This is a genomic window from Kluyvera chengduensis (assembly GCF_044197065.1).
Lineage (GTDB): Bacteria > Pseudomonadota > Gammaproteobacteria > Enterobacterales > Enterobacteriaceae > Kluyvera > Kluyvera ascorbata_C.
In genome coordinates, this window is record NZ_JBIQOI010000002.1 from 310,543 (window position 1) to 331,222 (window position 20,680).

At 56.2% G+C, this 20,680-nt stretch carries 22 protein-coding genes; 9 read left to right on the forward strand and 13 right to left on the reverse strand.

Annotation, left to right across the window (positions count from 1 at the left end):
• Positions 1-45: 45 nt before the first annotated feature.
• From chbC to osmE, 3 genes are all read right to left on the reverse strand, one after another.
• The gene (gene chbC, locus ACH1XZ_RS07130; protein ID WP_395594965.1) at positions 46-1,404 is read right to left on the reverse strand and encodes a PTS N,N'-diacetylchitobiose transporter subunit IIC; all 1,359 of its coding nucleotides are present in this window, start codon (positions 1,402-1,404) and stop codon (positions 46-48) included.
• Between the two features lie 84 nt (positions 1,405-1,488).
• A complete protein-coding gene (locus tag ACH1XZ_RS07135) occupies positions 1,489-1,809 on the reverse strand; it encodes a PTS sugar transporter subunit IIB (RefSeq protein WP_035897020.1) in 321 nt (106 codons plus the stop codon).
• Positions 1,810-2,096: 287 nt separating this feature from the next.
• Positions 2,097-2,435, reverse strand: coding sequence for an osmotically-inducible lipoprotein OsmE (gene osmE / locus ACH1XZ_RS07140; protein ID WP_395594966.1), 339 nt, complete (start codon positions 2,433-2,435; stop codon positions 2,097-2,099).
• Positions 2,436-2,662: 227 nt separating this feature from the next.
• Here osmE and nadE point away from each other — a divergent pair, with 227 nt between their 5' ends.
• Complete coding sequence (gene nadE / locus ACH1XZ_RS07145; RefSeq protein ID WP_395594967.1) at positions 2,663-3,490, forward strand: ammonia-dependent NAD(+) synthetase; 828 nt, start codon at positions 2,663-2,665, stop codon at positions 3,488-3,490.
• A 99-nt stretch (positions 3,491-3,589) separates the two neighbouring features.
• Here the strand turns inward: nadE and spy are convergent, their stop codons facing one another.
• The 6 genes from spy to ACH1XZ_RS07175 all read right to left on the reverse strand — a co-directional run bounded on the left by spy (position 3,590) and on the right by ACH1XZ_RS07175 (position 10,450).
• Positions 3,590-4,096 (reverse strand): ATP-independent periplasmic protein-refolding chaperone Spy, encoded by a 507-nt coding sequence (gene spy, locus ACH1XZ_RS07150; protein WP_395594968.1) that lies wholly within the window; start codon positions 4,094-4,096, stop codon positions 3,590-3,592.
• A gap of 318 nt (positions 4,097-4,414) precedes the next feature.
• On the reverse strand, positions 4,415-5,392 hold the full coding sequence (gene astE / locus ACH1XZ_RS07155; protein WP_395594969.1) for a succinylglutamate desuccinylase: 978 nt from the start codon (positions 5,390-5,392) through the stop codon (positions 4,415-4,417).
• A 9-nt stretch (positions 5,393-5,401) separates the two neighbouring features.
• Positions 5,402-6,727: an N-succinylarginine dihydrolase gene (gene astB / locus ACH1XZ_RS07160; protein WP_395594970.1), complete on the reverse strand. Its 1,326-nt coding sequence runs from the start codon at positions 6,725-6,727 to the stop codon at positions 5,402-5,404.
• Entirely contained in the window at positions 6,724-8,202 is a 1,479-nt protein-coding gene (gene astD, locus ACH1XZ_RS07165) for a succinylglutamate-semialdehyde dehydrogenase (RefSeq protein ID WP_395594971.1), read from the reverse strand. The genes astB and astD overlap by 4 nt, the downstream gene beginning before the upstream one ends.
• Entirely contained in the window at positions 8,202-9,233 is a 1,032-nt protein-coding gene (astA, locus tag ACH1XZ_RS07170) for an arginine N-succinyltransferase (protein WP_395594972.1), read from the reverse strand. The genes astD and astA overlap by 1 nt, the downstream gene beginning before the upstream one ends.
• Positions 9,230-10,450, reverse strand: coding sequence for an aspartate aminotransferase family protein (locus ACH1XZ_RS07175; RefSeq protein ID WP_395594973.1), 1,221 nt, complete (start codon positions 10,448-10,450; stop codon positions 9,230-9,232). Before ACH1XZ_RS07175 ends, astA begins: the two co-directional genes overlap by 4 nt.
• A gap of 450 nt (positions 10,451-10,900) precedes the next feature.
• Here ACH1XZ_RS07175 and xthA point away from each other — a divergent pair, with 450 nt between their 5' ends.
• Positions 10,901-11,704: an exodeoxyribonuclease III gene (gene xthA, locus ACH1XZ_RS07180; protein ID WP_395594974.1), complete on the forward strand. Its 804-nt coding sequence runs from the start codon at positions 10,901-10,903 to the stop codon at positions 11,702-11,704.
• Positions 11,705-12,445: 741 nt separating this feature from the next.
• Here xthA and ACH1XZ_RS07185 read toward each other — a convergent pair.
• The gene (locus ACH1XZ_RS07185) at positions 12,446-12,586 is read right to left on the reverse strand and encodes a hypothetical protein (RefSeq protein WP_395594975.1); all 141 of its coding nucleotides are present in this window, start codon (positions 12,584-12,586) and stop codon (positions 12,446-12,448) included.
• Here ACH1XZ_RS07185 and ACH1XZ_RS07190 point away from each other — a divergent pair.
• From ACH1XZ_RS07190 to ACH1XZ_RS07215, 6 genes are all read left to right on the forward strand, one after another.
• Positions 12,521-13,144: a TVP38/TMEM64 family protein gene (locus ACH1XZ_RS07190; protein ID WP_395595566.1), complete on the forward strand. Its 624-nt coding sequence runs from the start codon at positions 12,521-12,523 to the stop codon at positions 13,142-13,144. The genes ACH1XZ_RS07185 and ACH1XZ_RS07190 overlap by 66 nt on opposite strands.
• Complete coding sequence (locus ACH1XZ_RS07195; protein WP_395594976.1) at positions 13,144-13,845, forward strand: TVP38/TMEM64 family protein; 702 nt, start codon at positions 13,144-13,146, stop codon at positions 13,843-13,845. Before ACH1XZ_RS07190 ends, ACH1XZ_RS07195 begins: the two co-directional genes overlap by 1 nt.
• Positions 13,846-13,871: 26 nt before the next feature.
• Positions 13,872-15,038, forward strand: coding sequence for an ABC transporter substrate-binding protein (locus ACH1XZ_RS07200; RefSeq protein ID WP_395595567.1), 1,167 nt, complete (start codon positions 13,872-13,874; stop codon positions 15,036-15,038).
• On the forward strand, positions 15,011-16,546 hold the full coding sequence (locus ACH1XZ_RS07205) for an ABC transporter permease subunit (protein WP_395594977.1): 1,536 nt from the start codon (positions 15,011-15,013) through the stop codon (positions 16,544-16,546). Before ACH1XZ_RS07200 ends, ACH1XZ_RS07205 begins: the two co-directional genes overlap by 28 nt.
• The gene (locus ACH1XZ_RS07210; protein ID WP_395594978.1) at positions 16,546-17,178 is read left to right on the forward strand and encodes an ATP-binding cassette domain-containing protein; all 633 of its coding nucleotides are present in this window, start codon (positions 16,546-16,548) and stop codon (positions 17,176-17,178) included. Before ACH1XZ_RS07205 ends, ACH1XZ_RS07210 begins: the two co-directional genes overlap by 1 nt.
• 84 nt (positions 17,179-17,262) lie before the next feature.
• Positions 17,263-18,567, forward strand: coding sequence for a rhodanese-like domain-containing protein (locus ACH1XZ_RS07215; protein WP_395594979.1), 1,305 nt, complete (start codon positions 17,263-17,265; stop codon positions 18,565-18,567).
• Here the strand turns inward: ACH1XZ_RS07215 and ACH1XZ_RS07220 are convergent.
• Together ACH1XZ_RS07220 and ACH1XZ_RS07225 are read right to left on the reverse strand one after the other, a co-directional pair.
• Entirely contained in the window at positions 18,564-19,196 is a 633-nt protein-coding gene (locus ACH1XZ_RS07220) for a CDP-alcohol phosphatidyltransferase family protein (protein ID WP_395594980.1), read from the reverse strand. The genes ACH1XZ_RS07215 and ACH1XZ_RS07220 overlap by 4 nt on opposite strands.
• Positions 19,186-19,755: a carboxymuconolactone decarboxylase family protein gene (locus tag ACH1XZ_RS07225; RefSeq protein ID WP_395594981.1), complete on the reverse strand. Its 570-nt coding sequence runs from the start codon at positions 19,753-19,755 to the stop codon at positions 19,186-19,188. The genes ACH1XZ_RS07220 and ACH1XZ_RS07225 overlap by 11 nt, the downstream gene beginning before the upstream one ends.
• Before the next feature lie 78 nt (positions 19,756-19,833).
• Between ACH1XZ_RS07225 and ACH1XZ_RS07230 the strand changes: the two genes are divergently transcribed.
• A complete protein-coding gene (locus ACH1XZ_RS07230; RefSeq protein ID WP_395594982.1) occupies positions 19,834-20,250 on the forward strand; it encodes a pyrimidine (deoxy)nucleoside triphosphate diphosphatase in 417 nt (138 codons plus the stop codon).
• Here ACH1XZ_RS07230 and ACH1XZ_RS07235 read toward each other — a convergent pair.
• Entirely contained in the window at positions 20,210-20,479 is a 270-nt protein-coding gene (locus ACH1XZ_RS07235) for a YnjH family protein (protein WP_248537209.1), read from the reverse strand. The two genes, ACH1XZ_RS07230 and ACH1XZ_RS07235, sit on opposite strands and share 41 nt — an antisense overlap.
• Positions 20,480-20,680 lie beyond the last annotated feature (201 nt).

A 20,680-nucleotide genomic window follows, 5' to 3' on the forward strand; every position in this document is an offset into this window, starting at 1 on the left:
CTTTTGTGAGGGCGGTATGGAGGCTTGCTCCATACCGCATTGGCATTAGAATTTCAGAGAGGCAGCGATGTCTTCTTCGCTTTCTTCTTCTTCAATGGTGGCCTGCGCTTTGTTCGAAATCATCACGAATGGCAGGTAAACCAGCGTTGAGACACCGAGGTTGAACAGCGCGACAATCAGGGCGGCAACGCTACCGTTACTGTTGAAGAACGCCCCTAAGCCGGTTGGCATGGTCCACGGTGCCAGGTTAGTCACCGGAGGAATGATGCCCATTGAGTAGGCCGCCAGGGTGATAGCTGCCAGAATCGGTTGTACCAGGACGAACGGGATGAACATGACCGGGTTCATGATAATCGGCAGACCGAACAGAATCGGTTCGTTAATCTGGAAGATACCGGATGGCAGAGCCAGCTTCGCGACCTGACGATGGTCAGCGCGACGGGAGGCAATGAAGATAGCGATAATCAGACCCAGCGTCGCACCAGAACCACCCAGCAGGATGTAGGAGTCGAGCATCGGCTTCGCCCAGAAGTGGAACTGCTGGCCAGCGGCAATCGCGGCGTCAACGGAACCGTACTGGTTGTACAGCGCGATGTTCTCCAGCGCCCATGGGGTCATGATGCCGTTATCCAGCGCGGTCAGCGCCAGGGAACCGTGAACACCGAAGAACCACAGCAGGCTGTTGAACACCACGTACGCCCAACCGACCACACCACCCATCGCTGCCAGTGGCTTGGAGATAGAGTCCATGATGATCTGGTGGAAGTTGCTACCGTAGGAGGTCAGAATCCAGGAGATGATCCCGAAGATAGACAGAATCAGGAAGCCCGGGATCAACGCCGAGAAGGAACGCGCAACCGATGACGGTACGCTCGCAGGCAGCGTAATGACCCAGTTACGACGGATAACGAAGGTGAACAGTTCCGCCACAACCAGACCGATAATCATACCGGAGATAATGTTTTGACCGCCCAGCCAGTTTGCACCGACGGCATAAGCATCGCCGACGCTGTATGGGGTGACGGTCATAAAGGCCGCGACCGCCAGCAGCCCTGCTGCCATTGGGTCAACTTTGCGTTCTTCTGCTAACGCGGAGCCAATAAAGAAAGGCGCCATCAGCGACATAATGCCTAGGGTACCGTTATAAACGTTACCGCCGATGGCTTTAAAGCTGTCTAAGGTCGCAATGGTTGATGGATCCAGGCGGACCCCCATTGAGTAAAAGAATGACCCCTCACCAAAACTCAGGAAAACGTTATTAATTAATACGAACATGGCCCCTGCGAGGGTCAGCGGCATTAATTTAATAAAACCGTTTTTAATGGCATTGATGTGAGGCTGCTTTCCTATTTTAACAGCAAAAGGAAGGAGTACCTTTTCAAGCGAATCGATCACTTTACTCATAGAAAAATACCCTTAAAAGGCCGCAATCAATATTGCGGCGATTAATTATGAAATAACTCTTTGACGGGGAAAATAAATCAAAAATTACTGCGCAGCTGACTTCTTAATTGCAGCAACAGCTGCTTTTAACACACCTAAACCATCGACCTTGCCGTAGAGGGTTGAATCAATAACTTCAACCGGCTTGTTTGGCAGAATCTTTTTAATATCATTCAGCATATAGCCGATTTGTGGGCCAAGTAATACGACATCAGCCTCTGGACCTTTTTCCGCAGCGAAGGCTTCGGAGAATGCTTCAATAATAACTGGCACTTCGTATTTCTCAGCCTGAGCTCGCATTTTGGAGACCAGTAATGAAGTGGACATGCCGGCAGAACAAAATAGATAGATATGTTTCTTTTCCATTCACGCTTCCTCAACTTGTGAAATCTGTCATCATCGGGCGATGTTCCTTGTGCCCACTACCCTCGTATGTAACAGATGAGTTTCTTCTGTTTATGGGATGAGTATACGGCAACAATTTGTGTACGGATAATTCCCAGCACCTTAAAATTGTCTCTCATTGACCTCCTATCTTGACTACCTTCACACTTTGCTCAAAATAATTCGCGACAAGAAATAAGCATGATGACTCATAAAAAAGCCCGACACAGCGGTCGGGCTTTCGTATGAATCCTATAAATGCACGAGAATCACTTCTTAACTGCTGGGTCCGTGTCGTACTCGGCGCAGGTCTGGTAGCCAGAGTTGATGACGTGACCGGTGTCATCCAGCGCCACAAAGTAGGTTTCTGTTTTACCATCTCTTTGACCCAGAATGTAGGTCTGGCAGGTTCCTCGGGCATGGATCATGCTCACTTCAGATGAAGGTTTACCCGCAATCTGCATCACCTGGGAGCGGCTCATCCCTTTTTTAACATCTTTTACTACCGGTTGAGTGAATTGATCTTTCGTACGGTCGTAGGCGGTACAGCCTGCCAGCATGGTCAATACCGCTGCTGCACCCAGAAGCCCTGCTACATTCTTGTTCATCTTCCCTCTCCTTTTTGTTGGTGTTCATTAAGCCTGGAATAAATATTGCTATTTATCAACTTAGGCAGCGAATTGATTACCGTAACCTACGGTAAATCGGGCTAATATCCAGCAGTCAAAACTGTGATCCTTGTCGTTTTACCGTCAAAGAGGTAGTTTTAACACATTGTTCTGATGGGCCAACGACACGCGATTTTCAGGCTGGCACACACATTCCGGAGGGGTAAATGGCATTACAACAAGACATTATTCAGGCGCTCGGCGCAAAACCACAGATTGACGCAAAAGAAGAGATCCGCCGCAGCGTGGATTTTCTTAAGGCTTATCTGAAAACCTATCCGTTTATCAAATCATTAGTACTGGGGATTAGCGGCGGCCAGGATTCGACCCTCACCGGGAAACTGTGCCAGCAGGCGATTAATGAACTGCGTGGCGAAACCGGCGACAGCGCGCTGCAGTTTATCGCCGTGCGTCTGCCTTACGGCGTGCAGGCCGATGAACAAGATTGCCAGGATGCTATTACCTTTATTCAGCCAGATCGCGTGCTGACCGTAAACATTAAAGGTGCAGTGCTGGCCAGCGAACAGGCGCTGCGCGAGGCCGGTATTGAACTCAGCGACTTTGTTCGCGGTAATGAAAAAGCTCGTGAGCGTATGAAAGCCCAGTACAGCATCGCCGGGATGACCAGCGGTGTGGTGGTTGGTACAGACCATGCGGCTGAAGCCATTACCGGTTTCTTCACCAAGTACGGCGACGGCGGCACCGACATCAACCCGATTTTCCGCCTCAACAAGCGCCAGGGTAAACAATTGCTGGCCGAACTGGGCTGCCCGGAGCATCTTTATAAGAAAGCGCCAACCGCTGACCTTGAAGACGACCGCCCTTCTCTGCCAGATGAAGCCGCGCTGGGTGTCACCTACGACAACATTGATGATTATCTGGAAGGCAAAACGCTGCCCGCGGAAATCGCCAAAACCATCGAAGGCTGGTATCTGAAAACCGAGCACAAACGCCGCACGCCGATTACGGTGTTCGACGATTTCTGGAAGAAGTAATCTATTGATTTATCGGTAATAAAAAACCGCCGGAGCTGCCCATAGCCTGATGGCGTTTATGGGCAACTCCGGCGGTCTTAAGACAGTACGCTGAAGGTATTATTCAGCTGGCGCAGGAGGCATTTTACCTTCATGCGCTTTGTGTTCTGTCAGACGCTTCTCAAAATTGGCATTAAACTGCTTTTTCTGATCCGGCGTTAAGATGTTGTAGATCTTGTTCTGGGTTTCCAGACGAGACAGCATCATGTCTTTATGCTGCGCTTCCATTTTGCTGATTTGCGCTTCTGCTTTCGCTTTGTCGAAGCTATCGCTCGCAATCAGGTTATGCATCTCGCGCATCTCTTCCTGTGGCGGACGTTTCATATTCTGGCGACTATCTTTCATAATGTCGCGAATCTGCTGTTTCTGAGCATCGGTCAGGTTCAGCCCCTGGAACATCATGTCATGACGTGGGCCCATTTTACCTTTGTGATGATGCATTGTCGTACCGTTCGGCTGTGCCGCGTCGGTGGTGGTCGTAGAGGTGGTGTCCGCAGCGTGAGCCAGGTTAGCCGCGCCCAGAGCCAGCGTAGAGGCAACAAACAGAGCAGTTAATTTTTTCATCATCGAATCCTTACTTTTCAGTTATTCTGACGGCGCATCGCCGTGTTGACGAGATTAACTTTACGGGGTTTATCGTCAATTAATCAGAGCGTGCGTAAAACAATGAAAGTGTAAAAAACGATTTCGCGCCAATTATGAGGAAATTAAGGAAAAACTATGGAGAGTTGCAACGAAAATATTCAACACACTGATTAAGAAGAGATTTTGAAGAAGTATAAAGCAGGCAAGATTAATAATAAAGCAAAATACTAAGAATTATCTGCAATAAAGTGTGGCACTAAAAATCAAAAGCCGCAGCGAAGGTTCGCGCGGCTCGTGTAATTAATCCTGCGGCGGGCAGCGTTCCAGCATTAATCCTGCCCGTAACCCCAATGCTACCTCTGGGTTTGGAAACAGGACATATTCGCACGGCGATGCCACTACGTAACGGGTTTCTCCATCTTCAGCCAACAGCGTGCCTTTAGCAAAAGGGGTGAAGTTCAACGTCTGTGCCGACATATAGAGTCGGAAATCGGCGCTGCGTCGGGTTATCTGCTGCACCACACGGTAATAGAGCGGTACGGCTGATGATCCTCCCCCCCATTCTCCGGCCAACAGAAGCCTGAGCTGTCGCGTCGCCAGCGCGAACTGGCTCAAATCATTTTGACCAAACGGTTTTGCCTTCCCGAGCTCTAGCGTACAGGCGAGCGCACCAAAGTACTCGCTGCTGAAGTGAGTAAAGGTACCGCCGGGTGACTGATGGAATACCAGCGCCTGCATACCGGCCGAGCCTAGCCAGCGAAGAAACTGTGGGTCCCACGGCGTCTCCCTCGCGGGTAAAACGCCAAACCGCGGGTGATGAGAGCCACGAATGGCGGTATGCAAATCCAGATGCCAGCGCACTTCCGCCGGACAGCGCTGGTAGAACGCCGTCACCGTCTGTTCAAGGCTTGCAGCGCGGATAGTTTCATCGCTGACGGGGAAATGCCGCCAGCGGGCACCGAACATGCGATTCATATCGCTATGCACGTAACGCTTGTTATCGCGCAGCGCCGGAGGATTTCCCAGTACCACCAGCAGATGCCAGCGCAGCTTGAGCTCCCCTTTTATCAGCGCATGCAGCAGATAATCGACTATCTCGACCGGTGCGGTTTCATTACCGTGTATGCCCGCCGACAGAACCAGCGCCTGCGAGCAGGGCTCATGCGGCGTGAGCTGCAACACCCCTGCTTCACGCCATTCCCAGTGAAAGTAGTCGGTATCGCCTTCCGGTTCTGCCGGCATTCTTCCCGCGAGCGTAAGGGCCAGAAAATGTTTCATATCACCTTCTTAGCGCTGGAATGGATAAAGCGAACCCAGTCGCAATATTTGCGTTAAGCGGTCAAGCGCCTCGCGCCCTTCCTGTAACAACTGAGGGTCAGCCAGGTCGGCCTGGGTCAGACGATCGCGGTAATAGCAATCCACCCAATCATTCAGCGTGGCAAACAACGTGTCATTCATCATCACCGCAGGATTCACCGCCCGGCGTTCTTCATCCGTCAGCACAACCCGCAGGCGCAAACAGGCCGGTCCACCACCGTTAGCCATACTTTCACGCAGGTCGAACACGCGCAGTTCATCAATGGGGTTATCCTGTGTCAGTAAATCATTCAGATAACGCCACACTCGCGGGTGTTCCTGCGCCTCGCCCGGCAGCACCAGCATCATGCTGCCGTCAGATTTGCTCAATAGCTGACTGTTAAACAGATAGGTTGATACCGCATCATCCACCGAGACACGAGAGGTGGGAACTTCAATGGGCATAAATCCCGGTATTTTTTGCGTCAGTTGAGACATCAGCGCGGGCTGGTTCACAAACGCCTCGGCGTGGCAAAACAGCACCTGTCGGTTACTGACCGCAATCACATCATTATGGAATACGCCCCGGTCAATCACCTGGGGGTTTTGCTGGGCGAAAATCGCCTGATTTGGGTTGAGCTGATTGAGCCGCGCCACCGCTTCGCTTGCCGCACGCGTTTGCCGTGCGGGATAGCGCTGTGGCTGTGCAGCACCGACAGCATCACGGCCATAGATAAAGAGCTGTACGCCCGGCTGGCCATAATCACGCCCCAGACGGTTATGGTTCGCAGCACCTTCATCACCGAAGGCTGCAACGGACGGCAGCGCCTGGTGTACGGCAAAATGATCCCGGTTAGCAAAAATACCCTCGAGAATGGCCTGCGTCGTTGGCGCTTCACTGGCGCGATGCAGCAGGCTGCTGAGATTGGCCACCGTGAAATGCACTTTCCCGTCCAGCGCATCGGCTGAGGGGCAGACCGTCGCGGCATTGGCAACCCACATCGCCGATGCCGAACTGGCGGTGCTCAGCAATTCGGGTGCCTGCGCCGCGGCTTTGGCGATAACCTGCTCATCACGCCCGCTAAACCCCAGCTGGCGCAGAAGCGCTACGTTTGGCCGCTCCTGCGGCGGGATCACGCCTTGCGCAAATCCCGCGTCCGCCAGCGCCTTCATCTTTAACAGCCCCTGCTTCGCCGCTCGCTGCGGGTTAGAGACCTGATACTGGTGTTTCGCCGACGCTTCATTGCCAAACGACAGCCCGGCGTAGTGGTGCGTCAACCCCGGCAGCCCGTCGAAGTTCACTTCCCAGGCGTTCATGATTTCACCTCGTGGTGAAAATCGAGCCCAGGGTTGAGTGCCGTTGGCAGGGTCAGCGTCGCTGACTCAAGGCTTGCCATCGGCCAGGCGCAATAATCTGCGGCATACCACGCGCCGGGGCGATGGTTACCGGAAGCACCGGTGCCGCCAAACGGCGCAGTACTCGCTGCACCAGTTAACGGTTTATTCCAGTTGACTATCCCAGCGCGCGCCTCCAACAGAAGACGTTCAAATTTCTCGCGGTCTGGCGAGACCAAACCGCAGGAAAGGCCATAACGGGTAGCGTTGGCAAGGGCAATCGCCTCGTCAAAATCATCATAGCGCCATACGCCCAGCAGCGGCCCAAACACCTCTTCATCGGCAATATCACGCGCTGCGCTCAGTTCAATAATCCCTGGCGTCAGCAGTGAGGTACCCGGTTGGATTAAGCGGGGCGCCAGCAGCGTTTTTCCGCCTTTTTCCACCTGTATCTGCCAGGCCTGATAAACACGCTCGGCGGCCAAAGGCGAAATGAGCCCGCCAATAAACGGCTGTGGTTCTGCATTCCATGCCCCCGGTACGATACGTCCAGCCACATCGACTAAACGTTGCAGGAAGGCATCCCCCGTAGCACCGCGTTTCACCAGCAGTCGACGGGCGCAGGTGCAGCGCTGCCCGGCGGTAACAAACGCCGACTGAATGGTGAGGTGCACCGCCGCATCGATATCATCAATATCGTCAACAATCAGCGGGTTGTTACCGCCCATCTCCAGCGCGAGCATTTTTTGCGGTTGCCCGGCAAGCTGGCGGTGCAGGTGGAAACCGGTCGCTGAACTGCCGGTAAAAAGCACGCCGTCCAGGCCTGATTGCCCGCTCAGCGCTTCGCCGGTTTCTCGCCCGCCCTGGATAAGGTTCAGCACGCCCGCAGGCAGCCCGGCTTGCTCCCACAGTTTCACCACCGCCTCGCCGCATTCTGGCGTCAGTTCGCTGGGCTTAAAGACCAGCGTGTTGCCCGCCAGCAGCGCCGGAACGATATGACCGTTCGGCAGATGCCCGGGAAAGTTGTAAGGGCCGAAAACCGCCAGCACCCCGTGCGGACGGTGACGCAACGACGCCGCGCCATCCGCCATTTCGGTGTGGCTCTCTCCGGTACGGTTATGATAAGACTTGATGGAGATGGCGATTTTATTGATCATCGCCGTCACTTCCGTTGCCGCTTCCCAGCGCGGCTTGCCGGTTTCACGGGCAATCGTTTCTGCGAGCAACGTTTTATTCACCTCCAGCAGCCCGGCAAACGCTTCGACTATCCTCTGGCGTTCACCTAACGGCAGACGAGCCCACGCGGGAAAGGCCGAGCGTGCCGCCGCGACCGACTGTTCCACCTGGGCGGGGTCCGCGTCGTTGCCTCGCCACACCGCCTCCGCGGTGACCGGGTTTACGCTCTGACGCACCGCGCCATGGCCTTTCAACCACTGTCCATTAATCCATAGGCTCATTATTTTTTCTCCTCAGGGCACAGGCGCACCAGGCGAACGGCGTCGCCAGGGTGGCAGTTCAGGGCATCGGACTGCTCAGCGTTTAATGTCAGGACATCCGCCTGCGGGTCAGCGTGCACCAGCATGGCGCGATAGTGCTGATACTGTTCGTTTGCCACCACGCAGAGCGGCAGTTCCGCTCCTGCCGGTTCACCCGCAACCACCGTGACCAGGCGGCTTTTGCGCACCGCACGCACGCGGTCAATATCACACTCCAGCGTCGGGCCTCCGTCGAAAATATCGACATAATCACGATAGCGGAAGCCCTCTTTTTCCAGTACCGCACGTGCCGGCGCGGTTTGCGGATGCACTTGACCAATCACCGCCCGCGCCTCTTCGCTGAGAAAGTCGGTGTAGATCGGGTGTTTCGGCATCAGTTCGGCAATAAAGGCTTTCTGTCCGGTGCCGCAGAGGTAATCCGCGCGGGCAAACTCCATCGAGAAAAAGCGCTTACCGAGGCTTTCCCAGAACGGCGAATAGCCGTGGTCGTCAATGACGCCGCGCATCTCCGCCACCACCTTATGGTTAAAGCGGTCGCGAAAAGCGGCCATAAACAGAAAGCGTGAGGACGACAGCAGGTGCCCGTTGCTCTCTTTGCGCCATTCCGGGTCGAGAAACAGTGAGCACAGCTCGCTGCTGCCGGTGTGGTCGTTAGTCAGAAACAACGTCGGCAGCGCGTTATAGACGTTCAGCTCTTTTGACGCATGCACCAACGTTCCTACCCGGTAGTTATACCAGGGGTCGTTAATGCCGACGGCCACCTCAATGGCGCATACCCCCACCACATCACCGCTGCGGGTATCTTCCAGCACAAACACATAGCCCTGGTCGCCGCGCGGCAGCGTACCCTGCCAGGTGTCCTGCGAGCGGGCAATGCGTGCCCCTAGTGTGGTTTCATCCTGCGGTAGCGAGGTCAGTCCGCCGCCCGTTTTTCCGGCGAGTTTTAGCAGACCAGGCAGATCGCCGCTGCCGATAGGGCGGATTACCATCATGATGATTCTCCCGTGACAAAACGTTCACAGGCCGCGGCGAAACGGTTCAGACCGAGCGTCACGTCCTCTTCATGGACGATAAGCGCTGGGGCAAAACGCACCACGCTGGCGCCAGCAATCAGCACCATCAGCCCCTCTTCGGCAGCCAGCAGGCTAATCTGCTTGGCTTTTCCGGCGTATTCGTCACGCAATGCGCAGCCAATAAGCAGACCGATGCCGCGGATCTCTTTGAACAATCCATACTGGGCATTAATGGCCTGTAAGCGCTCTTTAAACCACTGTTCACGCTGTTTGACGCCGCCCAGCACCGCAGGCGTATTGATAATAGAAAGCACCTCACCCGCTACCGCGCAGGCCAGCGGGTTGCCGCCGTAGGTAGTGCCGTGGGTGCCGACGGTCATAACGCTCGCCACCTCTTCACGCGCCAGCAGCGCGCCAATCGGGAAGCCACCGCCCAGCGCTTTCGCGGTGGTGAGCAGATCCGGCGTGATGCCATAGTGCATGTAGGCGTATAGCTCGCCGGTACGGCCAACGCCGGTTTGCACTTCATCAAAAATCAGCACCGCATGGTGACGGTCGCACAGCTCGCGCAGCTCGCGTAAAAATTCGAGGGTCGCCGGGAGCACCCCGCCTTCACCCTGGATAGGCTCTACAATCACCGCGCAGGTGCTGTCATCAATCAGCATGCGCGCGGATTCCAGGTCGTTATATACCCCGTGGCGCACGTCCGGCGGCAGCGGCGCGAAGTCCTGCGAATAAGCGGGCTGGCCGCCAGCGGTAACGGTAAACAACGTGCGGCCATGAAACGCATTTTTGAACGCCACAATGCCGCTTTTATGCGCGCCGAAGCGGTCGTGGGCAAATTTACGCGCCGTTTTCAGCGCCGCTTCGTTGGCCTCAGCCCCAGAGTTACAGAAGAAAATGCGGTCGGCAAAGGTGGCATCAATCAACTGCTTCGCCAGTTTTAACGCCGGTTCATTGGTATAGCCGTTGCCGGTATGCCAGAATTTCGTCGCCTGCTCGGTCAGTGCGCGGACCATCGCCGGATGCGCGTGCCCAAGGGCATTTACGGCAATCCCCCCCGCAAAATCGATATACCCTTTCCCCTCTTGATCCCACAGCCAGGCCCCCTCACCGCGAACAGGAATAAACGGTGCCGGTGCGTAGACCTGCATCATCCACTGATCAAAATTCTGACGGCTGATTGACTGAGACATAGCGACCTCGATAAGTAAATAAATGGTTTATTTTATGTTAATTAATTGAGTGCGTTTCACCTTAAATGTAGATTGCACGGTTCGTGCCAGCGAGAGATAAAAATGCATAAACGAGATTCAGCAACGAAATATCAATAAGTTACGGAAGCCACCTATTCATGCAAAGTGAATAAAAAGTGAATATTAGTGACGACGAGCGATGATTGCAGGGCGAAATTAAGAAATATTATGCATCAGCAAAATATCATTCTGGATTTGTGATCAACTGCGAAATTTATCGTAGATTTACGCCTTATTGCGGCGCAGATTGCCTCAATCTGGTGCATTTTTTGCTCTGTAACATGGCAGCAACGATAAAAGAAATTGGTGATACCACCGGCCGGAAGCAGCGAGTCACGTTAAATTCTGCTACTATCCCGTCACAATTCACCAGGTAAAGTGACTCCGACTATGAAATTTGTCTCTTTTAATATCAACGGCCTGCGCGCCCGCCCTCATCAACTGCAAGCCATCGTTGAAAAGCATCAACCTGATGTGATTGGCCTGCAGGAGACAAAAGTTCACGACGACATGTTTCCGCTGGAAGACGTGGCTAAACTCGGTTACCACGTCTTCTACCATGGACAAAAAGGCCACTACGGTGTGGCGCTGCTGACCAAAGCCGAGCCGATTGCGGTACACCGAGGTTTCCCGACCGACGATCCCGAAGCGCAGCGTCGTCTGATCATCGCTGAAGTCCCATCGCCGTTTGGTAACGTGACGGTGATGAACGGCTATTTCCCACAGGGGGAAAGCCGTGATCATGAAACCAAATTCCCGGCGAAAACTAAGTTTTATCAGGATTTGCAGGACTATCTGGAAACCCGACTGAGCAAAGAGAACCCGGTGCTGATTATGGGTGATATGAACATCAGCCCGACCGATCTCGATATCGGGATTGGCGAAGACAGCCGCAAACGCTGGCTGCGCACCGGCAAGTGTTCGTTCCTGCCGGAAGAGCGTGAGTGGATGCAGCGTCTGCTGGGTTGGGGTCTGGTGGATACATTCCGTAATGCGAATCCGGAGACTAACGATCGTTTCTCGTGGTTTGACTACCGCTCTAAGGGGTTTGACGATAACCGTGGGCTGCGTATCGATTTGCTGTTGGCGAGCCAACCGTTGGCGGCGCGCTGCGTGGAGACGGGGATTGATTATGAGATCCGTGGGATGGAGAAGCCTTCGGATCATGCGCCAGTGTGGGCGACGTTTAAGTAGGCTCATTACGTTTCGTTGGATTTCGTTAGGTTCAGTGCCCTGTTGCGCTCCCTTCCAATGTTAGCCATATAAATTGTGCGGGCGCAGGGAGCGCGCAAGGGGCGGCCAATCGCCGCCGCCCCCTGCACCCCCGGGCTCTGGCGGCAAAATCGCCGCTGCGCGGTTCCCTCAGCTTATTCCCTCCGGCTTCGGGTCGGGCGTGAGTTCACATCCCTGTGAACCACGCCCTCAGCCCACATCCCTGTGGGCTGACCCGGCCTACGGGAAACGCTTCGGCGATTTAGACGCCACCAAAAACCGTGCGGTCTTTAAGTTAACGACAAAAAAAACACACGAATGTCACTGAAACCGATGAGTCCCCGCTGGAAATCGGCGAGCCGTAGCACGGAAGACAAGGTCAGGACGCCAGGGATGGCGGACTGAGGCGAACCGAGACAGGATGTCGAGTTTCGCCGTGCCGCAGGCTGGAGTCGTAGGCGAGCGTAGTGCGAAGCACCGATTTCCCTGCGGGGCCGCGGGGATTGTTAAGGGGAGCGCGGCAAGCTCCCCTTAACCCGTTCACAGATGAAGAAGCGCCATATTCTACAAAACGCAACGTGAACGGAATCCCGCACCCAACCGGAAAACCACTTTTCCGACCAAAAAATTCTGAGCAAAATCAATAAACCAACGCTAAAATCTTGCAGTGACCACTAATCTATAATACCGTCGCGCGCACTTTTTCTTCCCGCCAGGAGGACCTCATGCAAAAGAAGTCACTACCCCACAGCCGCTAAGCTCCTGCTCATCGTCGCTGTCATCAGCCTCCTGGTTATCCTGACCCACACTTTCGGCCTGACTGAACTGGTCACCAACATCCGTCACCTGCAAACGCTCGTACACCAAAGCGGCACGCTCGGCTACGCCATCTACATCGCCCTGTTCATTCTCGCCACGGTCTGCCTGCTGCCCGGCAGCGTACTCGTGCTCGTCGGCGGTATAGCCTTCGGCCCGTGGCTCGGCACACTGCTTTCGCTCATTGCCGCCACCATCGCCTCCGCGCTCTCCTTCCTGCTCGCCCGCTGGCTCGGACGCGCGCTGCTGGTAAAATACGTCGGGCATACGTCCACCTTTCAGGCCATAGAACGCGGCATCGCCCGCAGCGGCATCGACTTTTTAATTCTGACCCGGCTAATCCCACTCTTTCCGTACAACATTCAAAACTACGCCTACGGTCTGACCGCTATCCCGTTCTGGCCCTACACCCTGATTTCCGCGCTCACCACACTACCGGGCATTTTTATTTATACGCTGATGGCAAGCGAACTGTCGACACACGGCCTGACGCCGACGTTTATCCTCAAACTGAGCCTCGCCGGACTCACGCTATTTGCGCTGGTACAGGCCGCCAGACGCTATGCCCGGCATAAGCGCGTGGACCTCTCCGGAGAGCAGCGCTGATGCCGCCGCGCCGCACCACGCTGCTTTTCCGTCTACTGCTTATCGTTGCAGGTATCACGCTGCTGCTCGCCTGGTGGTGTATTCCAGGCGTGAAGGATTTTGTCGACCAGAGCCTGGCCGCGTTTCTCAGCGTCGACCAACAGGGCATTGAACGGTTCATTCACTCCTACGGCTCACAGGCCGCCGCCGTCTCATTTGTGCTAATGATTTTTCAGGCCGTCGCCGCCCCGCTGCCCGCTTTTCTTATCACCTTCGCTAACGCGTCGCTGTTCGGCGCGTTCTGGGGCGCGGTGCTCTCGTGGACCAGTTCGATGGCCGGTGCTGCACTGTGCTTCTACATCGCGCGGCTGATGGGGCGCGGCGCGGTCGAGAAGCTGACGGGGAAAACGGTGCTTAAGAGTATCGACGGCTTTTTTGAGCGCTATGGCAAGCACACCATTTTGATCTGTCGCCTGCTGCCCTTCGTCCCGTTCGACCCGGTGAGCTACGCCGCCGGGCTGACGTCACTGCGCTTTCGCCACTTTTTTATCGCCACCGGCATCGGCCAGCTTCCCGCCACCCTCGTCTATTCATGGGTGGGCAGCCTGCTGACCGGAGGCACCTACTGGTTTATCACCGGGCTATTTATTTTATTTGCACTGACTATCGTTATCGTTGTCGCTAAGACGGTCTACCACGAACGACAAAAGAGGAATTCATGATGCGTGACTACGGAGAAACACATCGCCTGCGCAATAGCCTGCTCGGTCTTAGTATGCTGGCGCTGAGCCCCTTCATGGCCCACGCGCAAAGCTGGCAACAGGTTGAGAGCGAAGCCAAAGGCCAGACCGTCTGGTTTAACGCCTGGGGCGGCGATGAAGCGGTGAACCACTACCTTGATTGGGTCAGCGCGGAGGTAAAACGCGATTACGCCATTAACCTGCGTATCGTCCATATTGCCGATGCCGCAGACACCGTGAAGCGTATTCAAACTGAGGCGCAGGCCGGGCGTAAAACCAACGGCTCGGTCGACTTGCTGTGGGTCAACGGCGAAAACTTCCGCGCGCTGAAAGAGGCCAACCTGCTGCGCACCGGCTGGGCGGAGCAGTTGCCGAACTGGCGCTATGTGGATGTCAGCAAACCCGTTTTGGAAGATTTTTCCGTGCCCGTGGAAGGCGCGGAGTCACCGTGGGGCAGCGCGCAGCTGACCTTTATCGCCCGCCAGCAGCAAACGCCGCAGCCGCCAGACTCGGCGCAGGCGCTGCTCGAATTTGCCAAAGCCCATCCTGGCACGGTGACCTATCCGCGCCCGCCGGACTTCACCGGTACCGCGCTCCTGGAACAGCTGTTGATTAACCTCACCGCTCAGCCCGAAGCACTAAAACAGCCGCCTGAGGCGAAAACGTTCGCGACCGTTACCGCGCCGCTGTGGGCCTACCTTGATAAACTGCACCCCTTCCTGTGGCGTAACGGCAAAGATTTCCCGCCATCGCCAGCGCGAATGGACACCATGCTGAGCAACGGCACGCTACGCCTTTCGCTGACGTTTAACCCGATGCACGCCAAACAGAAGGTGGCAAAAGGTGAACTGCCGAAGGACAGCTACAGCTTTGGCTTCCCAAACGGTATGCTCGGCAACGTTCACTTTGTGACTATCCCGGCGAATGCGTCCGCGAGCGCGGGAGCGCAGGTGGTAGCGAATTTCCTGCTGTCGCCTGAAGCCCAGCTTCGTAAAGCGGACCCGGCAATATGGGGCGACCCAAGCGTACTTGCTCCGCAAAAACTGAGTGAAGCACAGCAAAAAACGCTGCAATCGCTCATCCCGGAACATACACCGCAGGTGCTGGCTGAGCCGCACGCGGCCTGGGTCAATGCGCTGGAGCAGGAATGGCTGCGCCGCTACGGTACGCACTAACGCTACTCTGCTGGGGCATGATGCTGATTATCTATCTGCCCCTGATTCCTGCCGCAGGCATCATGGCGATGCCTGCATTTTCGTTCGCCCACTGGCAGTCGCTGCTCAATGACCCGCAACTGGTACAAGCCCTCACGGCTACGCTGGTTTCCACCCTGCTCGGTGTGGGGGGTGCGCTATGTCTGGCGCTGCTTGTTATCGCCACCCTTTGGCCCTCAACCGGCTGGCAGCGGCTGGCTTCTCGCCTTCCCTTGCTGCTGGCTCTGCCACACGTCGCTTTTGCCACCTGCGCCCTGATCCTGTTTGCCGAAGGCGGCGCGCTTTATCGCCTGATACCCGTTATCCAACCGGTTCAGGATCGCTATGGCATCGGGCTGGGGCTGGTTCTGGCAGTGAAAGAGAGCGGTTTTTTGCTGTGGGTATGCTGGGGGCTGCTCGGTGAACGACGGCTGGCGGAACAGGTCGTGGTGTTTAAGAGCCTGGGCTATGGGCGCGGGCAATGTCTTACTCATGTCATCTTGCCCACGCTGGCCCCTGCGTTAAAAGTCGCGCTACTGGCGACCACGGCATGGACGCTCTCCGTGGTGGATGTGGCCGCCATTATCGGCCCCGGCAACCCGCCAACGCTTGCCGTACTCGCCTGGCAATGGCTCAATTCTGCCGACCCGGACGATCGGGCCAAAGGCGGCCTGGCCTGCCTGCTGTTACTGGCGCTGCTGGCCGTTATAGCCGGTGTCTGCAAGCTACTCTGGTCAAGATGGCAAGCGCGCGAACCACTTCCCGCGGGTATCCGATGCCCTGATTTCCCACTGCTGCCGGGGCGAGTTATCGGTACCCTGCTGCCGTTCAGCGGACTGTTCTGCACCTTGTGTCTGGCCTGGTTCGCCCATGCGACGCTTCCCGATACTGACACGTTCACTAACAGCCTTGGTCTGGCGCTGCTGTCGGCGTTAATCGGTGCCGGGGTCTGCCTGCTATGGCTCGAATGGGGGTCTTCATCCATGCCGATTTGGCTGACGCTGCCGTTGCTGCTCCCCGCGCTGCCACTGGCGGCAGGGCAATATCAATTGGCGCTTTATGGCTGGCTGGACGGGCAATTCGCGACGGTACTGTGGGGGCATCTGCTGTGGGTGGTACCGTGGATGCTTTTCGTGCTACACCCCGCCTGGCGACAGATAGATACCCGTCAGATACTGCTGGCAAGAACGCTGGGTTGGGGGCGCAGACGAATATTCCTGCGTCTGAAATGTCCGCTGATTATCCGGCCTCTCCTCTCCGCGCTGGCCGTAGGCTTTTCCGTCAGCATCGCACAGTACCTGCCGACGCAGTGGCTCGGCGGGGGCCGCGTCCCCACGCTCACCACCGAAGCCGTCGCACTCAGCAGCGGCGGCGTGACCGGATCACTCGCGGCGCAGGCGCTGTGGCAACTCCTCCTGCCGATGGGGTTCTTTTTATTCACCGCGCTGCTGGCGCGCCGCATCGGCCATTATCGTCGAGGATTACGTTAATGTTGCAGGTTAAAAATCTCACGCTCTCGCTCAACGGGCAGCCATTACTGCGCGACCTCCATTTCACCACGCAACCCGGCGAGATAGTCACGCTCATGGGGCCGTCGGGCTGTGGGAAATCGACGCTATTTTCATGGATGGTGGGTGCGCTGGATGGTGCCTTCCGCGCCCAGGGTGAGCTGTGGCTTAACGGGCAACGCTGCGACACGCTGCCAACCGAGAAACGCCGTATCGGCGTGTTATTCCAGGATGCGTTGCTCTTTGACAACCTGAGCGTTGGGCAAAATCTCCAGCTGGCGCTACCGGCAACCGTTGTACGGAAAGCGCGCCGCGACCGCGTTGAGCAGGCATTGGCGCATGTTGAACTAGGCGGTTTTTATCATCGCGACCCGGCGACGCTCTCCGGTGGTCAGCGCGCCCGGGTGGCGCTGCTTCGCGCCCTGCTGGCGGAGCCCGACGCACTGCTGCTGGATGAGCCCTTTAGCCGTCTTGATAAAACATTACGCGACAATTTTCGCCAATGGGTTTTCGATGAACTTCGCCAGCAGCAGATCCCGGTCGTACAGGTGACTCACGACCCGGATGATGTTCCCACTCACGCGACCTGTTTACAGCTTACCGCATTCCGCTGACGCGGAAAAAACTGCGTTAACGCAAGGTATTTAGCCCCTCGGAGGTTCAGAATAATGCTCCTTTTTTCCTCGTCGGATGATTTGATGAAACGTGTTTCTCAACTGACTGCGCTGGCCGTTGCCCTTGGCCTCGCCTCCTCTGTCTTTGCTGCTGAAACGGCAAAAACCTTAACTTTCACCCACCTGCTGCAGCAAAAAGGGACCGCCATTGATACGCGCCTGAGCGCTTTCTATAACGGCTGGCCACAGCAGGCTAACGGCCCGCAGGGTCACGAACCGGGCGCGTTAAACCTCTCCGCAAGCTGGCTCTCCTCAATGAACAACGAGCAGCTTAGCGCGTGGGCGCAGCAGCATCAGCTGAGTAAAACCACCGACATCGCGCTCTATGGCGACAGCAAAGACAACGAAGCTGTGGCTAAGCGCCTGAAACAGGCTGGTTTCAGCAATATTTCCACGCTGAGCGATGCGCTGCAGCAGCCTGAACGTCTGCAAAAGCTGCCGCACTTTGAGCAACTGGTCTATCCGCAATGGCTGCATGATTTACAGCAGGGGAAAGACGTTCCGGCGAAACCTGCGGGCGACGTCAAGGTGATTGAAGCCGCCTGGGGCGCGCCAAAGCTCTATCTGGTCAGCCATATTCCTAACGCAGGTTATATCGACACTAACGAAGTGGAAAGCGAGCCGCTGTGGAATAAAGTCTCTGACGATAAGCTCAAAGCGATGCTGGCAAAACACGGTATCCGCCATGACACCACCGTTATCCTGTACGGCCGCGATGTCTACGCCGCGGCGCGCGTGGCGCAGATTATGCTGTATGCGGGCGTGAAAGATGTGCGTCTGCTGGACGGCGGCTGGAAAACCTGGTCAGATGCGGGCCTGCCGGTTGAGCGCGGCCTGCCTAAAGACGTGACCCCGGCACCTGACTTCGGCGCAACCATCCCGGGCCAGCCGCAGCTGATGCTGGATATGGAGCAGGCGCGCGGTCTGCTGCATCGCCAGGATGCTTCACTGGTCAGCATTCGTTCGTGGCCGGAATTTATCGGCACCACCAGCGGCTACAGCTACATTAAGCCAAAAGGTGAGATTGCGGGCGCACGTTGGGGGCATGCGGGCAGCGACTCCACCCACATGGAAGATTTCCATAACCCGGACGGCACCATGCGCAGCGCGGATGATATCGCCGCCATGTGGAAGTCCTGGAATATCCTGCCAACCCAGCAGGTCTCCTTTTACTGCGGCACCGGCTGGCGCGCGTCTGAGACCTTTATGTACGCCCGCGCGATGGGCTGGCAGAACGTCAGCGTCTACGACGGCGGCTGGTACGAGTGGAGCAGCAACCCGAAAAACCCGGTATCCACCGGCGACCGCGGCCCGGACAGCTCTCGCTAATCCGCCTCTTCATGACGCTGGAGGCTCTTCAGCGTCATGTACCCTCCCCATACCCGATTAAACGTCGTCAGCCAGCACAGCGCGCCAAACACCCACGCCATCCACGCGAACCACGCCGGGAACAGGCAGCCCAACACAAACAGCAGAATCGTCTCGGTGCCTTCGGTTAAGCCGCCAAGGTAATAAAACGATTTGTGTGCGTAGCCGGGGTTATCAATCTGATGCTTCGCCGCCAGCGCCGCAAACGCCAGAAAGCTGCTGCCGGTACCCATAAAGGCAAACAGCAGCCAGCCGCCCGCGAGCGCATTCGCTGCCGGGTCAGCGAGCATAAAGCCGAACGGCACCAGCGCGTAGAACAGAAAATCGAGGGCGATATCGAGAAAGCCCCCGGCATCCGTCAGCCCGCGTTGCCGGGCCAGCGCGCCATCAAGTCCGTCGAGCAGTCGGTTGGCCACAATCGCCACCAGCGCCGCACCGTACCAGCCCAGCGCCAGAAACGGCAGCGCCATCACGCCAATAGCAAAGCCCACTAACGTGATGCCGTCCGCGGAGATGCCCGGCCTATCCAACGCCTTTGCGGCACGGTTGAGCAGCGGTTTCAGGCGTGGGTGCAGATGCTTATCGAGCATGTGAGTCTCCATCAGTGCCGCACAGCCCTTGTGACGGGATCTCCAGCGCGGCGTTAAAGCGGGCAGACAAATTCTGGAACGCCACCAGCGCGGTCATCTCGGTTATCTGTTCCTCGTTAAAGTGACGGTGTAACGATTTTTTCTGCTCATCAGAGACGCACGGCGGCGTGGCCGTCACCGCATCCGCATAGCCCAGCGCGGCACGCTCGGCAGGAGAAAACAGCGTCGAAGTGTGCCAGTCAGCCAGCGCCAGCACTTTATCCATCGCCCCACTACGCTGCGCCAGACGCAGGCTGTTGGCATCAATGCAGAAGGCGCAGTCACACTGTTGGGAAACGCGGGTCATCAGCAGCGCCCGAAGCGTAGGGTCCAGACGCGCTTTTTTACGCTCCAGATAGCCGACGAACAGCGCGACTAACCAGAACAAACGCGGCATTCGCCCCCACCAGCGGGTTGGGTTCAACACGCTTCCGTAATGTTTCTGCTGCATGGCAACGATCGGTTTTAAACTGAGGGGTAACTGACTGAGCGGCTGCACCCAGGGTTGTTTATTTTTCACCCGGAGACTCCTGCAAGGCTTTAGCTAACAACAAAGCAGCGATAATATGGCATTCCCTTTATCACGTCTTTGACCGCTATGCTGAAAACCATTGATGTTGTTGCCGCCATTATCGAACAAAACGGCAAAATTCTGCTCGCCCAGCGCCCACTTCATGCCGATCAGCCAGGGCTGTGGGAGTTTGCGGGCGGGAAAGTGGAAGCAGGAGAAACGCAGCCAGAAGCGCTGGTACGCGAACTGCGCGAAGAGTTAGCCATTCACGCCTGGCCTGCCCGTTACGTTGCCAGCCACCAGCGCGAGGTTTCCGGGCGGATTATCCATCTCCACGCCTGGTACGTTCCGCGCTTTGACGGCGAAATCATCGCCCGTGAACACAGCGCGCTGGCGTGGTGTACGCCGCAGGAGGCCTTAAGCTACGCATTAGCCCCCGCCGACATACCGTTGCTTCATGCGTTTATGGCTTTACCCGCCGCCACACGAGCGGATTCGTGCTGATGGTTTTTTCATCGCGCTGGCACTGTAACAGTACGCCTTCCGCTTTGATAACCGCTCCTTCAGAGTAGTTCTGATTTTCATAAATACAGCACTGGGCGCACGGCTGCGCCCGTTGGGTCGTGTTGCTGTTGCTGAACACCTCCGGCGGCACGTTGACTTCCAGCTGAGGCCGGGCCTGCGCCGCATGACAAAACAGCGCCAGCGCGCCCGCAATCCAGAACGTTTTCATCCCTTAATCTCCTGAAAAATCATCTCTTAATACTATCGACCAAAATCGCGGCTAACTTAAATTTTTTACATCATCGCTTTTAGTTATGACCCCACCCCGAATATTAATTTTATTTTGGTCCCGGAATTTACTTGTCATCCGTTAGCCAGGTAATGATATAGTCGAAAAATGCCACTTTATTAAACACAACCATAACAACTA